This window comes from Streptomyces sp. Je 1-79 (genome assembly GCF_025195125.1).
GTDB lineage: Bacteria > Actinomycetota > Actinomycetes > Streptomycetales > Streptomycetaceae > Streptomyces.
Genome location: NZ_JAMGSL010000007.1, coordinates 342,925 through 364,793, shown reverse-complemented (window position 1 = coordinate 364,793; position 21,869 = coordinate 342,925). Strand labels below are relative to the sequence as shown.

Sequence of the window (21,869 nt, the reverse complement as noted above, 5' to 3'; positions counted from 1 at the left end):
TTTCCTCATGGACGGAACGCGCATGTGTTTGCGGCCAATGTCTCCACCAAGAGGGCCCGGTCGAGGTAGTGATTGCCGCGTTCGCAGGATGTCTCTGCGGCGAACAGGCAGGCGTGGCACGCCGCACCGTGGAGCCGGCCGTGGACCCGTGGGTCATGCTCGGCGCACATCGGGTCGGAGCTGCACAACCTGGCCTCCTCCAAAGCCTGTTCTATGGCCGGTCCAAGCCGATCGCTCCGGCCGAGGGAGACGAGGCCTCCCAGGGTGCCCTCGCTGTCCGGTGCTGCCGTGTACAGCAGGATTCCCGACATGGGGTCGCTGCCCGAGCGGGCGTAGATGCGTTCTGCTATGCCGGAGGCTCCGTAGCCGCACTCCAGGGCGAACTGGCGGATGAGGACATGAGCCAGGGTGTGAAGGAGTACATAGCGGATCCCGGGCCAGCGGGGTGCAATACGGCGGGCAACACACCAATCCCGGTGCGCTGCCTTGAGCACCTCTTCGCGAGCGAGGACGGCGGCCTGCTGCTCCCACTCTGCGAGTCGCTCCTCCTTGAGCGCGAGGAACACCCCTTCGCCGCGAAGCTCGGCGCACGGCACCCAGGTGGGCTGGTCCCGGGTGAGTGGAGCCACGACAGCGCTGTCCTGCGCCTCCTCGTCCGGCAGCCACTCTGGGGCTTCGATCCGGGTGAACCCGGTCAGCGCGGAGACCTCACGCAGCCTGTGGACGAGCACGACGCTGTCGAGCCAGTCGGCGGTTCCGTCGGGGAGCCGTCGCTCGCGGACGGTGGTGAAGTCGGGCAGTGCATGGTCGCGGGGGTGGGTGAAGGCCCGCCATTCCGGGGTGGTGAGGTCGATCTCGTCGTCCTCGTCGGTTTGGTCCCCAGAGGCCGTCAGGGCTTCCTTGGTCACGGCCGACCACACGGCGTCCGCCCCGTACTGCTCCAGTTCGGGCCAGCAAGCCTGGGTGGGCAGGAGCATCTTGGCTGCGTCCGCCGGCACAGCGGCGAGGGGGGAGAGCAGGCTCCAGTGCTCCCGCACAGCCTGAATGAGGGGCTCTTCGGCGCGGGGGATGCTGAAGAGCCTGATCTGTGAGGCGAACCAGCTGTTGGTGGCGCCGAGCACCATCGTGCGGGTCTGCTCCTGGCAGCCGCCCTGGGCGAAGGTCCCCAGGTGGGGGTGGTGACCGCGGCAGGCCGGAAGGTTGCGCTCACCGGCTTCTCCGATGGCGTCTGCCATCGATCGGGGCTGCACATCGCAGGTGTTGCAGCGTACGAAGACGTTGGCCGCTTCGCCCGTCGTGCCCGACTCGGTCAGGCTGAGCGTGTGGCTTGCGCCGGCCGGATCGCCTCGATGGACGAAGTACGCCCATGGGAAGTCGTCCATGTGCCCGTCGGGGCAGGCCACGAGGAAGCGTGCGGGCAGGGCGGTGGGCTGTCCCTTCCCGGGGCCTCCGCAGTTGACGTGCACATACCTCGTCTTCTCCGGGCGGTACATGTTCGGCTTGAGGTGGAACAGGCCTCCCGAGGCCGGCGCCAGCTGGTTGCAGCGCTCGCGTGAGCAGCGAAGCCAGCGGGGGAACAGACCGACCGGGACTCCGGTCCTGATCCAGTCGCCGTACGGGTCCGCCGGGTTCTCCGGCAGGTACGGCGGGGTGCGGAGCGTTGCGACCTGGCTGCCGAGACGGCGCCGCACGGCGGCCAGCAGCCGGTCTTCCGTCAGGACCCGGGCGCGCAGGGGGTCCCAGTCGTCCAGACCCATGACCATGGTGGACAGGTTGGGCAGGTCGGTGACGGCACCGATGCCGTAGGTGTGGAGGAGCTGGCTGGGGCGCAATTCGCCCACACGGAGAGCCTCGGGCGCGGGGGCGGTCATGTCCTCTCCCGGGGGTTCGTGGTGGTGGTCGGCGCGTGGTCGTCGTTCTGGGGGCGAGGCAAGTAAGGCGGTTCGCCCGAGAGGTCGCCGCCGGCCTCTCCGGTCAGGATCAGCCGGATCGGAGGCTCGACTTCGCGCAATGAGGTCGGGCAGGTCATGAGCCGCCAGGGTCCGCTGTCCGGTTCCAGAAGAAGGGGAGCGACGTCGCCTTGGCGTCGGGCCGCGCGATAGCCGAGGACGGCTCCGGGGGCCTTTCTCTTCTGGTCCCAGTAGTCGAGCCGGGCATCGAGTCGTGCCCTTACCTCGTTGGCGATGTGACGGTCCCTCGTGACGTCTTCCGCGCGGTGTGTCAGGGACTGCAGGGCGTGGCTGACGATCTCCCCGCGCCGGTCGACCCACTGGGCACCACGGTTGGAGTTGTATTCGGGCTTGAGGTTGCGTACCAGCGAGGTGAGGACCCCGGTCAGGCCCCGGTCCAGGGCGCGGTCCGCGAACGGTGTCACGGAGAGGGCTTCCACGTGCTGGTAGATGCTGGCGTGGAAGGACTCGAATGTCTCGTAGTGCGAGAGGTCCCGGGGCCGTGCCCAGTTGAGCAGGGTGAACACGAGACCGGGGGCCCGTCGGCCGACGCGGCTCGTCGCCTGGATGTATTCGGCGGTCGACTTGGGCTGGTTGTTGACGACCATGACACCGAGCCGGGAGACGTCCACGCCGACGGCGATCATGTTGGTCGCGAGGAGCACGTCGATGGGCCGAGGTGATCCCTTGGGCCTGCGGCCGAAGGTGAGGTCGAGCTTCTCCAGGATGTCGGGGATGGCATCGGAGGCCATGCGGCTGGTGAGCTCGGCCGGTTCGCCGATCCGTCGGACTGCGAGGCCGCGCCGGTCTGCCCTTAGCAGCCTGGTGGAGACGTCGTCTTCCACGAGTCGTCGCATGCCTCCGAGGTCGCGGAGGCTGTTGAAGTAGCCCACGAGCGTCATGTACGGGTCGGTCAGGTCGCTGTCGCCGTACGTCTCGTAGAGGTGCTGAGCTGCCGCCAGTTGGGCGACGAACACCCGGATGGCCACGGACTTCGTCCGTACGCCCTGGGCGCAGATACCGACGTAACGGCGCCCCGGCGTGCGGTCCGTGGGCCGACGACGGGCGAAGAAGGTGTCGTCGGCGCTGAGCCCCGAGGGAGGGAAGACAGCCGTTCTCCGGGCGAAGAGGTCGTGGATCTGACGGTCGGCACGACGGACGGTGGCGGTCGAGGCGATGACCTTGGGCCGCACCGGTCGTCCCGGCTCGGGCTCCCAGGTCGAGAGCCGGTCGACCGCAGTCTCGTAGAGCCCGGTGAGGGAGCCGAGCGGCCCGGAGATGAGGTGCAGCTCGTCCTGGACGATCAGGTCCGGCGGGCGCACTCGTACGGCGTCGACCGTAGTTGCCGACTGATGTCCGCCGGCGGCAGGATGGCTGGAGGACTCCCACTCCGTGTCCACCGCAGAGGGTGTGACGTAGCCGTGCCGAGTGCAGCGCCGGGACACCTGGCCGAACAGGGCTTGGGTGTCGCCCTTCCAGGGCATCTGCGCGAACTTGTCGACGGTGGCGATGACGAGGCTGGGCGGGAACCGGTAGATCTCCTCGTCCACGACGAGGACCGGAAGCCCCTGCTCGTCCGCGGGCAACCCGAAGGCGACCGTGCCGAAGGGGCATTCGTAGGGGTCGGGACAGGTGATGAAGGTCCGGCGGAGCGTCTTGTCGACGCTGATGTCGCGTCCCGCCTCCATCTTCGTGCCGCACCAGGGGCAGCTCGTGAGCTGGTGAGGAGAACCCATGCGACCGAATCCGCCACGGCCCTTGTCCTTCTTCTGGTCCCTTGCCCAGTCGGCGGCCTGGTCGGTCGTGTTGGGGGTGACCCTGCCTCCCACCCACAGCCCGATGCGGAAGGGGTGGTCGCCCCACTGCCCCGGGGACTCCCTCCGGATGACCTCGCACGCGCAGATCAGCGCCGCGGCGCGTTGGAACTGCTGGATGGTGAGGAGGCGCAATGTGTACCGCATCATCACTGCGACGCCGTGCTCCGCGTCGAGCCCGCCGAGGTCGGGCCTACGCCGCCGGATGGCAAGGGTGAAAGCGGTCAGGCCGAGGTAGGCCTCGGTCTTGCCGCCACCGGTAGGGAACCAGAGCAAGTCGGCGAGTGCGGAGTTGTTGTCGGCACGTTCCGGGTGACCGGGGTCGGCGAGCGAGGGGAGATTGAGCAGGAGGAAGGCCAGCTGGAAGGGGCGCCAGCTGCGGTTCTTGGGCAAGTCCGCCGCCTTGACGGCTTCCTCGAGGGTCTGGGACGTCGTACGGCGCCGGTCCTGGGCGGCGATGGTCTGCACGCGCTGGTGCCACATGGCTCGGTTGGCGAAGCGGAATGCGGCCAGGGCCTCGGGGTCGTCCCGCAGCAGGTCGATGCCGGCCTGAATACGGTCTGCTGCCTCCGTGGCGAGCCGCATGTTCTCGGCGGCTTCCGCGCGGTAGGTGTCGAGCCCGGCAGCGGGATCGTCCACCGACTGCCTCTGGCGGTCGATCCAGGAGCGATAGCCGTCCACCAGGGGCAGCAGCGAAGACCTCAGCGGTCCGGTTTCCATGGTGCTCAGCTCGCGCATGTCCAGCATGAGCGCACTCAGCTCGGACAGGTCCGCGTCCTCGTCCTTGCCGGGGTCCGGCACGTCCGTGTGCGGCACCTCGTAGGTGGGCGTCGCGGTGGTGGTGATGCGAACCGCACGCCGGGCGTCGGTCGGTGAGGCCTCCGCGTGCACCCCGGATCCGTGTCCGACGGCGAATTCCGGGTGGAAGCGGTAGGTCATGGCGAGCGATCGACGTTCGCTCTCGTCTCCACCGGTCGGCTCGACTGCGCGGCGCGGCAGGAACGGGGCGGTTCCAGGAGCACCTGCGATGGCCATGGAGGCCTGGAACATCCAGTGAGTGGGACCGGACTTGTACACCTGGCCGTTGACGAGGAACAGCGACACGAGCCAGGAGCCCTCGTGGACGCGCGCCCGGCCCCGGACGACGATGTGCGGGAAGTCCTGGGTATGCACCGGCCGTGCTTCCAGTTCACCCTCGACCAGCTTCAGCTCCACGGTGCCGGAGCATGGGATCCGGTGGAAGACGCGGCGGGGGTTGCCCTCGACCTGGGAGTCGCCCAGTTCGTAGCGGGCCCAGGTGCAGTCGACGGTCAGTTCCTGGACAGCCCTGTCCACCCGGACGGTCAGCCCCAGGGCCGACGGGTGGAGGCTGGGCACGTTGGGCGCGGTCGGTTCCTGGTCTCCGGCCTCGGGCTCCTGGTACGGCGACACGCTCGTCTCGTCGAGCGTCTCCGGTGCCACTTCCAGGCCGACGGTCCGCGGCTTCTCCTCGCCCACGCTCTGGGCGCCGCCGGGTGCCAGACGCCCGATGATGTAGTGGTCCAGGGGACTTCCCGTCAGCTCCTCGGCCTCGTCCCCAGTGGGTCCGAGGAGGTCACGGACGACGAGCTCGGCGAGCTTGTCGCGCAGCTCCTGCGGAGTGGGCACGGTCAGTACCGGCTCGGGCAGTTCCGGTCCGGTTCCCGAAGCATCGAGAGAGTCCTGGGTCACGGGGTCAGATTAGGTGGGGCTGCCGACAACCGGTATGTCATTCCGCACGGAATCGGATCACGGCCGTCGTTTCGAGCCAACCGAGGAGGGGCTTTCGGCCTGATCTCGATCAAGCTCCTTGGCCTTGCGTGTGACGCTCGTTACTGTGCGTGTCCTGGGGCGCGTCAGGCGGGACCGCGTGACGTAGCGGGGGTGCGGAGGCAAGCGGGAGCGATGACGGACAGCAGGACCGGCGGCATCCCGCAGCAGCACCATGGCAAGGGGAACTACGGGGTCCCCCTGGGACATCCCGGGCTGCGGCCGGCGTGGGTCACCGCATCCACCGGCTTCGGGGAGAACGGACACCGGGGCGACTTCGGTGAGACATTCATCAGGATGCTGGCCGCTGCGGCCAACATCGACGCTGCCAGACGCGAACGCGACAGGGTCGGTGTGGACTGGCAGCTGGGTCACCCCGGTCGGGCGGGGACCAGGCGGTACCCGCTCATCGAAGCGCAAGTGAAGTGCACCTCGTCGCCGACCGTCCACGAGGAGCACATCGACTTCCGGCTCGAGAACAAGAACTACAACCTCCTGGCGGGCCGGGAGTACAGCATCCCGCGGTTTCTCTTCCTCGTCCTGGCCCCCTCGGACCCGCTGGCCTGGTCGGAGGCGACCGAGGACCGACTGTCGGTGCGGCGCGCCGCGTATTGGATGTGCCTCCACGAGCGTGAGTTGGTGGAGGGCAAGAAGACGGACAAGCAGACGCTCCACGTCCCCCGTGCCAATCTGCTGACCGTCGAGTCCCTGCACGACCTGTTCGCCAAGGACTACCAGGACATGCTGGCGGTGGAATGACCGTGATCACGGATACGGAGTTCGAGAAGGCCGCGGACCTCGCCCCCGAGGTCGTCCGCAGCTATCTGAGCGGCAAGGGCTGGCGGTCCGAGCGCGGCCTGGCAAGCGGTGAGCTGTGGGAGTGGGGCACCGCGGGTGAATCCTCGCTGCCGTACGAGGTGTTGGTGCCGATGCGGCGACGCCGCGACTACGCCGGCCGGGTCGCCGACATCCTCGAGACCCTCTCGGTCGTCGAGGAACGCCGCGCGAGCGAGATCCTCAGGGAGATGCAACTGCCCTCTTCTGACTGGCAGTTTCTGCGGCTGATGCCGCCAGGCCCGTCAGGAACGGCTCCCTTGCTCGACCTGGTGTCGGCGTTGAACGGTCTGAAGGATCTGCACACGGCTGCCGCCTCCTCGGCGCTCGCGCCGCAGTCGGTGCAGCCCGGGCAGAAGCCTCAGCTGGTGAAGGACCACGTGACGGCGGTACGACTCGACCAGACGCGTGTCGGCAGCTATGTCGTCGCGGCCCACACCCCGCTGCCGGAGCTCGCGTCCGATCGCCGGAACGGGGCCTCCCGGGACGTGAGTGCCAACTTGCAGGAGTCGCTCTTCGCCGACGATGACGTGTTTCCCGGCGGCGGACCGGCCCTGAGGCCCTTCGAGTCCTTCACCCGCAAGGTGTCACGCATGCTGTTCGCTGGTGTCACCTGCGCGCATGCGGCCGCCGAGGAGGCGAGCCATCGCGACTCCCTGGACGGCTTCGGGAGATACGTCAGTGCGGGCCTGTCGGCCAACCTGTGCGAGGCGCTGGTGCGGATCGCGGGTGAGGAGGAGCGCCCCTTCTCGTTGTCCTTCGACTGGGCGCCCGAGATGCCGATGACGCAGGCCTCGCCCCCGGTGACGATCAAGAGGGTTCACCTGGCCGCACTGGTGGCCGGCGCGAAGGAGCTGAGGGAGCGGGCGGCCCGCGAGGAGGGAGCGGTCCTCCACGGGGTCGTCACCCGCCTGAGCGGGCAGGGTCACCGAGAGGCGACGATCTACGGTCGGCTGCTCCACGAGCCCTCGTCGCGGGTGCGCAGTGTGCGGGTGGAGCTACGCCCCGAGGACGTGGACAAGGCGACGGTGGCCTGGCGCCGGGGGTTGGAAGTGGCGGTTCAGGGAGACGTGGAGCCGTACGGCACCGGGGTCCGGATGCGGGGTGTGCGGGAGTTCGTGATCAGGCTGGAGTGAGGGGAGCGGGGGATGCAGGGAGTCGGAGTGCTCGCGGGCGCTTCTAGGGTGCGAGGGGGAGTGACGTCTGCTCCGCAGCCGGCCCCAGGTAGGTGTACTCGGTGGACCGTGCGATGCCGACGGAGTCCAGCCGCTGCCGGAAGCGGACCCGGAAGTGCACGTTGTCGCCGAGGCCGGGGCGCATTCGTACCAGTTCTTCGGGATCTTCGAAGTGGACGTCGTAGGCGTACGCGTTCTTGGCCACTCCCGTCTTGACCTTCACCCAGCCGCTTTCACGCAGTTCGGTGATGCGGCCGGAGATCACGATCTCCTGGTCGCGGTCCTGGGTCGCTCGAAGGCGGGCCACGTAGCGCCTGCCTCGTTCGGTCAGCCGGGCCCGGCGCATGTCCCCGTCGGCCCCGTACCAGGTCACTCCCAGGTCGAGGCTGTACTTGTTCAGGGCACGGGACAGCACCTCCACCGAGTCGAAGAGTTTCGCCCACTCGCGGACGTCGCTCTCGGACTCCAGTGCGGCGAGCAGTTTGGTGAGCGTGCTCATGCCGGTGCCGGCGGCGGATGGGGCGAGGGTGTCCAGGGCGTGCGGCTCGGGAGGGGCAGCCGGGGCGATCGGACGGGCGTGCACGACTGTGCTGCCTGCAGAGATGCCGGTGAGCTCCAGCTGGACGGGGGTGCCCGCTGCCACGGAGACCGCTGTCTCCATGGGGTGGAGGAGGGCGTCACCCCATTGGAAGCGGAGGGCGCCGCCTTCCGTGTCCGGACCCGTCAGTCGGAGCTGGAGTTCTTCGTCGAGCCGGGCGTTCGGTGCGAACTCGCGCACTGCGGCCAGGCGGCTTGCCCGGTGTTCAGCTTCTATCTCCTCGTCGTCCCTGTCCTCGACGCCCATGGCGTCGAGAAGACGCGAAGCAGGATCATCCGTTGCGGGGGCGTCGCCCAGGAGAGCACGCCTGCGTTCCCGCCAGCTGTCGCCGGTCACAGTCGCACCTCCAGGTATCCGCGTGCCGGGGCGGCACTCTGTTCCGACGGCGAGCGGTCGGACTGATCGGGCAGCCGGCAGCGCTGCCACCAGTCGTCCCACACGCCGCGTTGGGTGAAGTATGTCCGTTCCTCGGGCGTCAAGCGCTCCGGCTCGAAGAGATGAGCAACGGGCTGGTACCCGATCCTGAGGGGTGAGACGCCGAACCTCTCCTTCATCCTGTCCCGGCTCTTGAAAGCTGTGGTCAGCCATTTGGACCCAGGCTTTCCACGGATCGACCGCTCGGCTCGCATGTCGATCAGGAGTGTCGCGTCGATGTTTCCGGGATCGGATTTGGCGCTGACGAAGCTGCCGCCGAGCCACAGCCTGTGCACGAGCGTGTGTCCGTTGAGCTCGCTCGCATAAGCGTCCTCAAGCGTGAGGAAGCAGTCGATGTAGTCGAGCAAGCCGTCCCACAACCCCGTGCGTGTTGCGGAGTCCTGGAACTCAGGGGCGCTGACCAGCATGGACTCGGCCTCGTCGAAGGAGACGGAGTACCGGCCCAGAGGAAGGAATCCGTTGGCGGCGAAGGCAGGCAGCATGCGGGGTCCTGTCGTGTACGGGGAACGTCCTCACGGCGATGGGCTGGCCAGTCCGCCACATCTTGCCCCTGGGGCCCTGGCGGCGCGGGCGTTTCAGCGGATTAGGTCGCTGGCCTGCACGCCCCACAGGTGCCGGGTTCGGGGGCCCGGTACGCGCGATCGCAGATGTCGCAGTTCTGGAGGGGATGCCGGGCGGCCGGGTTCTCAGGGGTACGGAACGGCGGCAGGGGCGGGAGCTGGGCCGTGAGGCGGTGGGCCAGGAGCGCGGCCGGGCGGTGGAGGGGCTCCGGCGGCAGCGCGGTGGTCAGGGCGCGGTGTACGGCTTCGGGGGTGAGGTCGCGCTCCAGCCAGGCGGCGACGCCCGGGACTAGGTGTCCGGCGTCCGTGGTGGAGATCAGGAGCCGGGGGTCTGTGCGGCGGAGGCCGGAGAGGACCCCGAGGGCGGTCTGGAGGAGATCCGGCGTCGGGTACACGGGCTGCGGTACGGCGGGTAGGGCGCGGTGACGCGGTGCCTTCTCGTCGGCCCGCCGGGGCCGAGACGGGGGGCTCGGCCCGTCCCCGTCGCCGGTCCGGCCCGGCTGGTTGCAGGAGACCGTGCGGGTGACCATGCGGCCCTGGTCGGTCCGCACGCGGGTACGACGCAGGTAGCCGTGGGCCTCCAGCTCGCGCAGGGCGCTGGCGATCCGGGTCTTTCCCTCGGGGAAGCGGGCGGCGAGGGTGTCGATGTCGACCTGGGCGCCGCTGGGGAGTGACTGGATGTGGAGAGCCAGGCCGATGGCCGTCAGCGAGAGGGCGTCGTGCTGGGCGAGATGGTTGCCGACCACGGTGAAGCGGGTGGTGTGGCGGACGTTGTCGTGGATGACGCCGCCGTAGCGCGTGGCTCCACGGGCGCGCCGGGAAGGGTGGTCTTTCCCGCCGTTACGGGACTGGGCATGCGGGTGCACGCTAGTGTTCTGGGTACCCATCGGGAAGCCTCTTACTTCCTCGGTGGTCAGGCCCCCGCACCGGGATTCGCAGTCCCGGCGGGGGCCGACGCATGTCAGCGGTGATGTGGTGTGTCGCGCTGAGCGTAGATCAATCAACCTGCCTCGAAGCCAGCCGATTTGGTGTTTTTCACTCAAGCGAGTGAGTCCGGCCTGGGCAGGGAGGAGGGGTGGGGCTTGGTCCGGTTTCTTTCTCTCTGTGGTCGTCCTTGAGGAGACCGTCCGCCCCACCGAAGTCCGCTTTCCCGGAGTTCGGTGACTGAGCCTTCTTTGCAGGTCAGGGGCGTGACAGGTCGAGTTCAGCCCATACGGTCTTCCGGGGTACGGGACCGAGCTCGACACCCCATCGGTCGGCCAGCGCCTCGACGAGGAGCAGCCCGCGCCCGGAGTCGCCTTCGGGGTGCGCCGGCGGGATACGCGGGAGGCCTTCGCCCCGGGTGTCCGTCACCTCGATACGCAGGACGTCCTCGTGGTTGAGGAGTGCGAGTCGGAAGCTCCGGCCGGCGACCCGGCCGTGCGTCGCGGCATTCGTGGCGAGCTCGGCGACGACCTGGGTCGCGGACTCCGTCACGCCGTACGGCACCCTGTGATCCCGCATCCATTCGACGGCGAGCAGCCGAGCAAGCCGGGCCCCTCGGGGTGTGGGGGACAGGAGAGCGCTGAAGTGGCTTTTGGGTCCATGGACTTGGGTGATGTTCTGCTCGTTCACGTCACCGAGCGTGGCCGTCTGTGGGTACCGTGCATAGCGACTGGAGCGATACGTAGAGTCACTGTCCGGGGCTTGTCCACTGGTGTCCGGGCTGTCCGGACCTTCCTCAGGGGTAGGGGCATCGCGCCACGACGGGGCGAGGGAAGGGTGCGGTATGTCGGTGGACGGTGGGGCGCAGCGGCTCAAGACCGAAGCGGACGAGCCGGGGTGGGAGGTCGACCCGGACGACGACTGGGGTGTGGCTGTTGTCGCCACGGTGGGGCGTCAGTTGAGGCTGCGACGGGAAGCGGTAGGGATACGTGCCGCCGAGCTGGGGACGTCCACCGGCTACGGCGAGGACCTCATCTACAAGATTGAGAGCGGGAAGCGGATCCCGCGACCTGAGTTCCTGGACAAGGCGGACGAGGTGCTGGGTGCGGGTGGCCTGCTCTCGGCCATGAAGGAGGACGTGGCGAAGGTCCGGTACCCGAGGAAGGTGCGGGCCTTGGCGAAGATGGAGGAACGAGCGGTCGAGATCCAGCTCTATGACCCGCTCAACATCCACGGCCTCTTGCAGACGCCGGAGTATGCGCGCGGGCTGCTGTTGATGCGGCGGCCGGCGTACACGCAGGACGAGGTCGAGCGGATGGCGGCGGGTCGCGTGGCTCGGCAGAGCATCTTTCAGCGGGATCCCGCCCCTGAGCTCAGCTTCGTCCTAGAGGAGTGGACGCTGCGTCGCCCGCTGGGTGGGCGGATGGTGCTGCGAGCTCAGCTGGAGCGGCTGTTGGAGGTTGGGCAGTTGCGCAGCGTCGAGCTTCAGGTGATGCCGGTGAACCGCGAGGAGCACGCCGGGCTGGCGGGCGGTATTGAGGTGCTGAAGTTCGATGACGGATCGGCGGTGGGGCGCTCTGCGGCTGTGGCCAACGGGCGGCCGGTGACCGAGCCGAAACAGCTCCATATCCTGGAGTTGCGGTATGGCGTCATCCGGGCTCAGGCGCTCACTCCGCGTGAGTCGACTGCCTTCATTGAGCAACTGCTGGGAGAGACATGATCCGCAACACCTCGGCCGGGGGCGCCTCCGAACTGGCGTGGTTCAAGAGCAGCTACAGCAGCAGTAGCGAGGGCGACTCCTGCGTCGAGGTCGCGGCTGCCCCCGGCACGGTCTACGTCCGCGACTCCAAGTGCGTCGACGGCCCGCAGCTCGCGCTGACGCCGGGCGTGTGGGCGGGGTTCGTGTCGTACGCGTCCAACTGAGCCCCACTACGTGTGCCGCGCGCCGGGTGTATCCCGACGCGGGTACACGGTCCATCCGCTCAGAACAGACGGTCCGACGGAGGGAACAGCCCCCCGTCGTCGAAGTGCTCAGAGGCGCCCTTCGGATCGCGCGCTGCTGCCCGCGCCTGTGCCTTGGCCTTACGAGCGGCAGCCCGCCGCCGCTTGGCCTCCGGCGTGTGCATCCCCTTCTCCACCTCCTCCTTGTAGAGAGCGTGATTCAGCTCCAGAAGGCGGTCCAGAATTTCGATCTGGACGTCGGGAGCGACGGTGAAGCGCTCGCCCTGCGGGGTCGTGTAGAACCCGTGCTTGAGCTCGAGATCGGTCCAGCCGTATGCCTCGGCGACGGCCTGGTCGATTGTTACGTGAGCCCTGCGCACCGCCTGGATGTCAGGGCTAGACTCTGATTCTTCGTGAACGAGATTGTACAGCTTAGTTACACCGATTTCACGATCAGTCATAACTTTACGTTGGACGGTTTCCAGGTATTTCCCCGGTGCCGCGATGGGGTCGACGTCCAGCGGCTTCGGAAAATTCTCGTAAACGTCTGCAGGCGTATATCGGACTCGAGTTTCGTGTGTAGAACCCCACTTCACGATCCAAGCCAGGTGGATGGAGCTGGATAGTAGTCCCAGTTCTGCCGTCGAGTCGGTCGGGAACACGACTACCTGTTCGCTCATTACTTGGCCGGTGGGCAGTCTTACTGGGATTACCGCTTTGCTGACACGGGCGATTGCATTAACCTTCCCTAGGCCCGACATTAGCAGCGTCAGCATCGGCCTTTTGTCCGCGTATTGCCACCATCGTTGAGGGAGTGGTTTGCGGAGGGTGTAAGTTCCATCGGGCTTAAGGCGTTGCCGTACAGGCTTTACCTCGCGCTCCAAGATCTCGTACACTGCTGGGTATTCGCGTGCCCGTTCTTCTGGCCAATCGTGAAAGTTGATTACCCAGCGACTGGCTGAACGATCGAATCGGGAGCTTAGGTCCTCGCCGTTGATGTAAGGGAAGAGCACGTCGCGATTGCGTGGGTCCTGAGAAATTAGAGTGTTGGCAGTCGAAGGAGGCAAGATAAAACCCTTCCCCAAGACGATGGAGCCCTGAAACGACTGATCCTCGTTCGAAGCCAAGGGGTATGGCTTTCCAGTCGCCCTTGATGCCGGATCCAGTCCAGGGGAAATTTCCCGCACCGGACTACCGTCCAGGAATGGAGTCTCGTCTGCCGCGGTGGGGCCCAGCCAGACGAGCGAGACTTCCAAGGCTGCTGTTCCAGGCCACGGTCGCGATTTAACTGCTCGATAGATCGACCATCCCGCATCCGTGGCTTGATCGAGGCTGACTTCGCGATTCTGGTTCTGTGCGATGGAGTTGGTCGCGATGATTCCCGTTCGCTTACCGGGAGCAAGGATGAGATTGCGCAGCAGGAAATATGCGCAAAGGTCGGCTCCACCGCGCACGCCCTTGCCCACACGGTTGACGAGGTACTCACGGTAGTCAGCGCCAACGGCACTCGTGAGCATCCGCCCGCCCACGAACGGCGGGTTCCCCACCACCGCGTCGAACCCGGCAGCCGTCCCCATCCCCATGACCTCCGGAAACTCCAGCGGCCAGTGCAACGGCCGCACCGCCTCCGCCCGAGGCCCCTTCAGCCACCCGTCGACGATCTCCCTTGCCTGCCCCTCGGCGGCCTTCGCGTTCGCCCCGCCCTCCAGCGCAGTCGCCACCAGTCCCGCCACCGAGTCCAGCCGGTTCCGGTACGCCCGGGACTTCGCGTCCTCCTTCGCATCACGGAAGCGCGCCGCGCCCCGCGCGCCGCCCACGTTCTCCTCGCCGGAGATGTCGGACGCCTCCTCGTCGGAGATGCCCTCTGCCGCCAGCGCCGCGCCCACCACCGCGTCCGCCGCCAGCCGCAGCCGCTCACTCCGCGTCTCGGCCTGCGCCAACAGCTCGGCCTTCTCCCGCACCACCCGGATGTCGTCCACCGGCATGGCCTCGATCTTCCGCCGAAGCTCCGCCGCCTCCGAGAGGAGCGTCTCCGTGACGTCCAGCGCCCGCTCGACGTCCTCGCTCTGCTGCCGCCCCTTGAGCTCCAGGTGGAACATCTTCACCTGCCGCACGTCGATGACCCCGACGAGCGAGTCCCCCGACCGCAGCGCATGGTCCAGGAACGAGAACGGTCGCCCCTTCGCCAGCGTCACCAGCCACAGCGACAGCTTCGCCAGCTCCACCGCCATGGGGTCGCGGTCGACGCCGTACAGGCAGCGGTCGGCGACCAACCGCCTGGCGATCTGGTGCAGTTGGTCGTGGTCGTCGCGGTCGACGTCCTTGGCGATCTCCGGCGGGAGGTCCGGCTTACGGAGCCACGCCTCGACCACCCGGTCCGACAGGTACCGGCACGCCGAGACCAGGAACGCGCCCGAGCCCATCGCCGGGTCAAGGATGCGGAGCTTCAGCAGCTCGTCGGCCGACTTGGCCTCCCAGACGCCCTTCTCAGCGCCCTCGGCGGGGCCGGGGGCGTAACAGAGCGGGGCAAGCGTGTGCTCGACCACCTCCTCCGCCAGCGCCTTCGGGGTGTAGTGCGTGCCCGTGTCACGGCGGTTGCCGGAGCGGACCACGATGACCGAGCCCGCCGGCCACACCTTCGGCTCGCCGCGCAGGTCGAGCCCGTACAGGCCGGAGAAGACGGCGGCCCGCTCCACCAGCTCCAGGTCGCTGCCGCAGGCCGTCTCCAGCTCGACCGTCGCCACGCCCGACTTGGCCTGTGAGGCGGACACCGTCGCAGCCTTCGTACCCGCTGCCGTCGCGACTTCCTCCGCCAGGGTCCCGGCCGTCTCCCACTCCTCCAGGCGGGCCAGCGGCAGTACCGCCTCGTACTTCTTGTCCCGACCGAAGGAGACGCCCACGTACGGCTCGTCGGCCCAGTGGCAGCCGTACTCAAGGAGGCCCTCGTAGACGTGGCCGATCTGCTCGACGTCGAGACCCTTGTAGGAGAGGCGCTCCCTGCCCTTGAAGCCCTTGCGGGCGCGCAGGGTGAGGAGGGCGTCGAGGATCTCGTACACGACGCGGTCGGTGACCTTGGCGCCGACGAGCCACGGGAAGCGCGCCGGGTCGAAGAGGGAGCCGCCGTACGCGGGAATCCACAGGCGGTCGTGCGTGCAGCCGCCGTGGATCGCGGCGAACACGGCGAGCAGACGCGGCCAGGTCGCCTCCACGCGGTCGCCGAGCTCGTCGCCGTGGAGGCTCTGCGCGGTGGCCAGCTCCTCGTGGAGCGGGCCGACGGCGTATGAGGCGTCGTACAGCTCGTCGCCGGCCGGCAGCAGGCGCTGTTCCTCGGCGTACAGGAGGAAGACCAGGCGCATCATGACGGTGAGCGCGCCCTCGTAGACGTGCTTCGCGGGTACACCGTCGAGGAGCCTGCCGCTCGTCTCCCGGTCGAGGCGGGACAGCTCGGCGACCAGCAGGGACACCGCCTCGCGGACCTGACGGCCGAGGGTGTCGGTGACGTCGGACTGGGCCTTCGCGGTGCGTTCGAAGAGGCCCGCCGTCGAGTCGGAGGGCTTGCCGTCGGCGTCCAGCGGAGGGCGGATCACGCGGCGGGCGGCGAGCAGGCTCGCGAAGGCGCGGGCCAGGATCGGCTCCTCGGACCACAGGTCCGCGTCGAAGACGGCGACGGTCGTCGCCTCCTTCGGGCGGGCGTGGACCAGTGCCCACTCGCGGCCGTTGGTGATCAGGGCCAGTGGCACCTGCCGTGCCCGGCACAGCTCGGCGGCGCGCTCGACGAGACCGGGTTGCTCACCGCGCGGCTGGTTGAGGCGGTCGCCCCAGCCGTCCGTACGGAAGAACAGCGCGCGTGGAGCGAGGCCCGACTGCCCGGGGCCGAGGAGGACGGCGTCGGGAGTGTTCCCGCCGGCGTGCAGTGACTCGGGGATGGCAGAGCCCTCGCGCATGCCCGGCGCCCGCCAGTCCAGCAGCTTGGTCAGGACGAACCGCTCCCAGGACGACCGCAGCAGATCCGGGTCCTCCTGGACCTCCGCCCATGCCTGCCGCAGCTGTGCCCGCACCTCGTCGGGAACGGTGTCGAGGCCTGTCTGGAAGGCGCCAACCAGCACCGGCAGCGAGATGAACGGCCCGTCGGGACGCAGCAGCCGCAGCCAGTCCTCGTGCTGCTCGGCGGGGGTGGGGACCGAGCCCTTCGGCGGGAACTTCTTCCGTGCGGTGGGGGCGGCGGTCGGCATCAGTGGTTCTCCTGGCGGGCGGGGGTGGCGGCGGTGGCGGAGACGGGCGAGAGGGAGACGGGCGAGAGGGAACGGGGGACGAGGAAGGTCACGGCGACAGGGAACCAGCGGGGCGTCGGGTCGGCCCAGCGGAGGCGCAGCGCCGCCGTCTCCGACTCCATCACCTGCGGCAGCCGCTCCCAGCGCTCCAGGAGCGCATCCCGGTCGGCGCGCAGCTGGCGCCGTTCGTCGTCGATGTCGAACAGGGACTCCTGCTGCCAGTGTCCCTGATCGTCAAGCCGATCCCGGATGGACTGCCTCAGGTCCTCCAGGACCGCCCGCATGCCCTCGACCTCCTCCTCGCAGCGCTTGGCGAGAAGGGTCTCCAAGGAGCGGAAGCGACGGTTGGCCTGGGTGTTCAGGGCGCGACCGAGCCGCTCCTCCAGCTGAGGCCACAGACTGGCGAGCTCGGTCAGTACCCCGTCTGCGGGCAGCTCCTCCTCGGTCGCGGCCGCCAGCCAGGCCTCGACCTCGTCTTTCTTCGCCGAAGCGAGCTTGCCACCGTCGATCAGCCCTCCGGCCGCGATCACCTCCTCGTGGAGGCGCGCGCCGCCGCGGCCGGTGATGACGACCCGACCGTGCGCGACCAGGGCGGGCTGCCGCAGCAGCCCGTCCGGTACCACCCGGGCCGTCACGCGTGACAGCTTGGCCGATGCCGCCGGCGACCACAGTTCCGCCCGCAGCAACCGCAGACACATCTGCACCAGTCGGTGCCCCAGGTGCAGGTGCACCACGTCCGTGCGGTCGCGGGCCTCGGTCTCGTCGAAGACGACCGGGCGCTCCTTGCCGGTGAGCGGGTGCCGCAGACCGTCGTTCCTGGCCCGCGCCCAGGCGCCGGGAAGCTCCGGAATCCGGAAGCAGCGGGCGCGCCCGGCCTTGGGGTCGGGGACTTCTGCCAGGTCCTTCTGGTGGGCGAGCAGCAGCCCCGTACGGACGACCCGCTCGACCGTCGCTGGAGTGAGGTGAAGATCCTGACGACTGTCGGCCAGTGCACCCACCAGGCGCTCCAGGTCCCGGGCCAGATCGCGTTCGACCTTCAGCACGGCCTTCCCGGACCGCTTGGTGATCTCAGCGTCGGCAGTGGTCCAGCTGGAGCGGCGCCCCAGCATCTTCTGCTCCACCTGCGAGGCGATCACCTCGCCCGCGCTGCCCAGGTCCTCACGGATGCGCTCGGTCTTGCGGGCGGCCACGGCCAGGAAGTGCAGCTCGTCCTCCAGAGCGCCGTCCTCGTAGCCGGAATCCGTCACATGATCGTCGGCGGGGGCGAAACCCTGCCAGCCCCGGGGCACGAAGTGGAACACGTCCACCTGGCCGGCCTTCTGCCCGTGCCGGTCCACGCGGCCGTTGCGCTGCTCCAGCCGGTTCGGGTTCCAGGGGATCTCCCAGTGCAGCACCCGGTGACAGTGCGCCTGGAGGTTGATGCCCTCGCTGGCCGCGTCGGTGCCGAGAAGGATGCGTACCGGCGACAGGTCGGGGCTCTCCTGGAAGACCTGCTTGACCCGTTCGCGTTCGTCGCGGTCCTGGCCGCCGTACAGCTGCGCGATCCGCTCCGCCGGATACCCGGCGGCGAGCAGCTGCCCGTACAACCAGCGCTGGGTGTCGCGGTACTCGGTGAAGACGATGACCCGCTGGTCCTCCCAGGTTCCCTCCGGGCCGGCCTGGCAGACGATGTCGTCCAGCCACTTCCTGAAGCGCTCGAACTTGGCGTCAGGACGCATCCCCGCCCCGGCCGCCCAGACGTTCAGCTCCTTGAGGAGCGTGTGCTCCCGGTCCGTGAGCGGGCGCATCGCGTGCCGGGCGGCGGTGAGGGCGCGCTGCGCCGCCTCGGCCTGCTCCTGCTCGTCCGCCTCCTCGGCCTCCTCCATGCCCTCGATCAGCGGTCGCAGCACTCGGATGCTGGGGGCCGGCTCCTCCACGGGGCCCGCCTGACGGGCCTTCATCGTGTCCAGGTGGGTGTGGACGGTCTCCGCGAACGCCTTCGGAGAGGACAGGAACCGCTTCTTCAGCAGCGTCGTCACGAAGTCGGCGGCCGCCCGGCCCGCCTTGCCTTCACCGTGGTCGCCGCGGCGGGAACGGGCGTACTCCGCCAGCTTCGCGTACGCCTCGCGGGTCTCGTCGTTGTGATCGATCTCCAGCGCGTGCGGCACGCGCTTCGGAAAGCGGGGCTTGCCGTTCCACAGGGGCGGCAGGTCCGACTTCATCCGGCGGACCATCACCCGGCTCAGCTGCTCGGCCGACGGCTTGACGCCCCGGGCGAAACGATGGTCGTCGAGCAGTTCGAGAAGCGCGGTGAAGGACTCCAAGAAGCCGTTGTGCGGGGTCGCGGAGAGGAACAGCCTGTGTTCGCAGTGCGGCGCCAGGAGCTTCACGGCCTGGGTGCGCTGTGAGTCCACGGCGTACTTGCCCGTACCCGACGGGGCACACGTGTGCACCTCGTCGACGACCAGCAGGTCGAAGGCGCGGGGGTACTCGGGGATCTGGGGCAGCACCTCGCGCAGCATCCGCAGCGAGCGCTCTCGCTTCAGCCAGTCGATGGAGACGATCAGCCGGGGGTAGTGGGTCCACGGGTTGGCGTACGGACCGGCCGCCCGGCGCAGTTCGCGCATCATCTTCGTGTCGACGATCCGGAAGTCCAGGCCGAACTTGTCCCGCATCTCGTCCCGCCACTGGAGGGTCAGCCCGGCGGGGCACACGATGAGCATGGAACGGGCACGATGCCGCAGCATCAGCTCCTGCATGACCAGGCCGGCCTCGACGGTCTTTCCCAGACCGACGTCGTCGGCGATCAGCAGGTTCGTCCGGGGCATGGAGAGGGCGCGGACCACCGGGTCCAGCTGGTAGTCCTGAATCTCCACGCCGGAGCGGAACGGGGCCTGCAGCGCGGTCCTGTCGGCGGAGGCGATCGCACCCCAGCGCACGGCGTCCAGAAAGGCGTCCAACCGCCCCGGCTCGTCGAAGCCGTTGACGGGGGAAGGCAGTTCGTACTGGTCGTGGACGTCTGTCGCCTGCTCCAGCTCCCAGACGACCCGCAGTTCCTCGTCGCGGCCGTCACTCTCCAGCGAGGACAGCTTGACCAGGTGGGCGGTTGCGGCGCCCGCTGCCCGCGCGGGATCGTCGCTGGCGGCGGTCGAGCGGACGACATCGGTGACCACCCAGGGACGGTGGCGCACGGTGACCCGCTGTCCCGGGGCCGGTACCGGCGTGCTCGACGTGCCCGGATACGCGATCTGTGTCGTCATCTCGCTAGTCCCCCCAGCTGTCACGGACATCCCCTTCCCCACGGTGACAAAAGTCTAGATGTGTACTGCGCCGTAACAACTGGATCGCGTTGCACACGCTGCGCCCGAGATCCGGACATCCAACCGGCTGTCGGCAGAGAGTCCGGGCGCCGCTGTCACACTTCCCGGCCCCGCTCCGTCAGTGCTGTGTCCGGCTCGGTCGAGCGGATACGGGAGAGGCTGAAGGAGCCGTCGAGATGTTCGCCGAGATGACCACCACCGCCATCGTCGTCACCGCCGTCGCCGCGTTCATGGCCGGGTTCTCCGGCGCCTCGGTCTTCCTCCGGGCGAAGTTCGTCGTCGAGCCGCTCGCCGCGTACGGGGTGCCGCGGGCGTGGTGGAACCGGCTCGGGGCCGCCAAGGTCGCCGGGGCCGTCGGGCTCCTCGTCGGGTTCTTCGTGCCCGTCGTCGGGACCCTCGCCGCGATCGGTCTCGTCCTGTACTTCGCCGGGGCCGTGATCACCGTGCTCCGCGCCCGCTCGTACGGCCACGTGCCCTTCCCGCTGGTCTACATGGCGCCCGCCGTCGCCGTCCTTGTGATCGTCTGACACGTACGACACGGCGAAGGCCGCCACCCCGAGCGGGGTGGCGGCCTTCGCCGTACAGCAGGTGGACGTCAGTCCTTCTTCGGCTCCTCCAGGCGCGGGAAGAGCACCGCGCCCTTCGTCACCGTCGTGCCCGTCGGGAGCTTGCCCCATTCGCCGGCCGACTGGACCGGCTGGGAGGCCAGGGCGCCAAGGGAGGCCTCCGCGCCCAGGGAGTCCCAGAGCTTCTGGGAGGTCTCGGGCATGATCGCGTTCAGCAGGACCGCCACACCGCGCAGGGACTCCGCCGCCGTGTAGAGGATCGTCGCCAGACGGGCGCGGCCCGTCTCCGAGTCGTCCTTGGCGACCTTCCACGGCTCCTGCTCCGTGATGTAGCCGTTGACCTGCTTCACGAAGTCGAAGATCGCCAGGATGCCGCCCTGGAAGTCCAGCTCCTCGCCGATCTTCCGGTCGGCCGCCGCGACCGCCTTCGCCAGGCCCTCGTGGATCGCCTTCTCCGCGTCGCCGTCGGCCGTCGCGGCCGGCAGGGCGCCGTCGAAGTACTTGCCGACCATGGCCGCCACGCGCGAGGCGAGGTTGCCGTAGTCGTTCGCCAGCTCGCTCGTGTAGCGGGCGGTGAAGTCCTCCCAGGAGAACGAGCCGTCCTGGCCGAACGCGATCGCGCGCAGGAAGTACCAGCGGTACGCGTCCACGCCGAAGTGCGAGGTCAGGTCCTGCGGCTTGATGCCCGTCAGGTTCGACTTCGACATCTTCTCGCCGCCGACCATCAGCCAGCCGTTCGCGGCCACGCGGCCCGGCACCGGCAAGCCCTGGGCCATCAGCATCGCCGGCCAGATGATGGCGTGGAAGCGCAGGATGTCCTTGCCGATGAGGTGGACGTTGGCCGGGAAGGTCTCGTTGAACTTCTCCGGGTTCTCGTTGTAGCCGACCGCCGTCGCGTAGTTCAGCAGCGCGTCGATCCACACGTAGATCACGTGCTTGTCGTCCCACGGGACCGGCACGCCCCAGTCGAACGTCGAGCGCGAGATCGAGAGGTCCTCAAGGCCCTGCTTGACGAAGTTCAGCACCTCGTTGCGCGCCGACTCCGGCTGGACGAAGCCCGGGTTCGCCTCGTAGAACTCGATGAGCTTCGGGCCGTACTCGCTCAGCTTGAAGAAGTAGTTCTCCTCCTTGAGGATCTCCACCGGCTTCTTGTGGACGGCGCACAGCTTCGTGCCGTCCTCAGCCTCGATGAGATCGCCCGGGAGCTTGTACTCCTCACAGCCCACGCAGTACGGGCCTTCGTACCCGCCCTTGTAGATCTCGCCCTTGTCGTACAGGTCCTGCACGAACTCCTGCACACGGTCCGTGTGCCGCTTCTCCGTCGTACGGATGAAGTCGTCGTTCGCGATGTTCAGGTGCTCCCAGAGGGGCTTCCAGGCCTCCTCGACGAGCTTGTCGCACCAGGCCTGGGGCGTGACGTCGTTCGCCTCGGCCGTGCGCATGATCTTCTGACCGTGCTCGTCCGTGCCGGTGAGGTACCACACCTTCTCGCCGCGCTGACGGTGCCAGCGCGTGAGCACGTCGCCTGCGACGGTCGTGTAGGCGTGGCCCAGGTGAGGAGCGTCGTTGACGTAGTAAATGGGGGTCGAGACGTAGAACGCCTTCGCCCCCTGCTTCTCGGATCCAGTGGCCGCCATGGTCGAAATCCTAACGGGCAGTTCAAGATCCACTCACACCGATATCGGGCGGTGGACGCACGGAGACGTTCCCGAAAC

General features: G+C 68.5%; 14 protein-coding genes. 5 read left to right on the top strand and 9 right to left on the bottom strand.

The features are described 5' to 3' along the window. Positions 1-5: 5 nt before the first annotated feature. Positions 6-1,871: a DUF1998 domain-containing protein gene (gene drmB, locus M5362_RS16835; RefSeq protein ID WP_260228364.1), complete on the bottom strand. Its 1,866-nt coding sequence runs from the start codon at positions 1,869-1,871 to the stop codon at positions 6-8. Next, a complete protein-coding gene (drmA, locus tag M5362_RS16830) occupies positions 1,868-5,473 on the bottom strand; it encodes a DISARM system helicase DrmA (protein WP_260228363.1) in 3,606 nt (1,201 codons plus the stop codon). The genes drmB and drmA overlap by 4 nt, the downstream gene beginning before the upstream one ends. A 213-nt stretch (positions 5,474-5,686) precedes the next feature. Here drmA and M5362_RS16825 point away from each other — a divergent pair, with 213 nt between their 5' ends. Further along, entirely contained in the window at positions 5,687-6,310 is a 624-nt protein-coding gene (locus M5362_RS16825) for a DUF4365 domain-containing protein (RefSeq protein WP_260228362.1), read from the top strand. 2 nt (positions 6,311-6,312) lie between these two features. Next, a complete protein-coding gene (locus M5362_RS16820) occupies positions 6,313-7,521 on the top strand; it encodes a hypothetical protein (protein ID WP_260228361.1) in 1,209 nt (402 codons plus the stop codon). Between the two features lie 43 nt (positions 7,522-7,564). On the opposite strand, the gene M5362_RS16815 is transcribed toward M5362_RS16820, so the two are convergent. The 4 genes from M5362_RS16815 to M5362_RS16800 all read right to left on the bottom strand — a co-directional run bounded on the left by M5362_RS16815 (position 7,565) and on the right by M5362_RS16800 (position 10,767). Continuing rightward, positions 7,565-8,404 (bottom strand): hypothetical protein, encoded by an 840-nt coding sequence (locus M5362_RS16815; protein WP_260228360.1) that lies wholly within the window; start codon positions 8,402-8,404, stop codon positions 7,565-7,567. 86 nt (positions 8,405-8,490) lie between these two features. Further along, positions 8,491-9,075: a hypothetical protein gene (locus tag M5362_RS16810; protein WP_260228359.1), complete on the bottom strand. Its 585-nt coding sequence runs from the start codon at positions 9,073-9,075 to the stop codon at positions 8,491-8,493. 101 nt (positions 9,076-9,176) lie between these two features. After that, positions 9,177-10,040, bottom strand: a complete 864-nt coding sequence (locus M5362_RS16805) for a helix-turn-helix domain-containing protein (protein ID WP_260228358.1) — start codon at positions 10,038-10,040, stop codon at positions 9,177-9,179. A gap of 295 nt (positions 10,041-10,335) precedes the next feature. Beyond that, positions 10,336-10,767, bottom strand: a complete 432-nt coding sequence (locus M5362_RS16800) for an ATP-binding protein (RefSeq protein ID WP_260228357.1) — start codon at positions 10,765-10,767, stop codon at positions 10,336-10,338. Positions 10,768-10,921: 154 nt separating this feature from the next. On the opposite strand from M5362_RS16800, the gene M5362_RS16795 reads away from it, so the two are divergent. Next, on the top strand, positions 10,922-11,797 hold the full coding sequence (locus M5362_RS16795; RefSeq protein WP_260228356.1) for a helix-turn-helix transcriptional regulator: 876 nt from the start codon (positions 10,922-10,924) through the stop codon (positions 11,795-11,797). Continuing rightward, positions 11,794-12,000, top strand: coding sequence for a DUF397 domain-containing protein (locus tag M5362_RS16790; protein WP_260228355.1), 207 nt, complete (start codon positions 11,794-11,796; stop codon positions 11,998-12,000). Before M5362_RS16795 ends, M5362_RS16790 begins: the two co-directional genes overlap by 4 nt. A gap of 59 nt (positions 12,001-12,059) precedes the next feature. Here the strand turns inward: M5362_RS16790 and M5362_RS16785 are convergent, their stop codons facing one another. Together M5362_RS16785 and drmD are read right to left on the bottom strand one after the other, a co-directional pair. Continuing rightward, positions 12,060-16,250, bottom strand: coding sequence for an Eco57I restriction-modification methylase domain-containing protein (locus M5362_RS16785; protein ID WP_260228354.1), 4,191 nt, complete (start codon positions 16,248-16,250; stop codon positions 12,060-12,062). Further along, positions 16,250-19,528, bottom strand: coding sequence for a DISARM system SNF2-like helicase DrmD (gene drmD, locus M5362_RS16780; RefSeq protein ID WP_260228353.1), 3,279 nt, complete (start codon positions 19,526-19,528; stop codon positions 16,250-16,252). The genes M5362_RS16785 and drmD overlap by 1 nt, the downstream gene beginning before the upstream one ends. A gap of 236 nt (positions 19,529-19,764) precedes the next feature. Here drmD and M5362_RS16775 point away from each other — a divergent pair, with 236 nt between their 5' ends. Next, the gene (locus M5362_RS16775; RefSeq protein ID WP_260228352.1) at positions 19,765-20,115 is read left to right on the top strand and encodes a DoxX family protein; all 351 of its coding nucleotides are present in this window, start codon (positions 19,765-19,767) and stop codon (positions 20,113-20,115) included. 68 nt (positions 20,116-20,183) lie between these two features. Here M5362_RS16775 and metG read toward each other — a convergent pair whose 3' ends face one another. Continuing rightward, on the bottom strand, positions 20,184-21,791 hold the full coding sequence (gene metG / locus M5362_RS16770; RefSeq protein WP_260228351.1) for a methionine--tRNA ligase: 1,608 nt from the start codon (positions 21,789-21,791) through the stop codon (positions 20,184-20,186). Between the last annotated feature and the right edge of the window lie 78 nt (positions 21,792-21,869).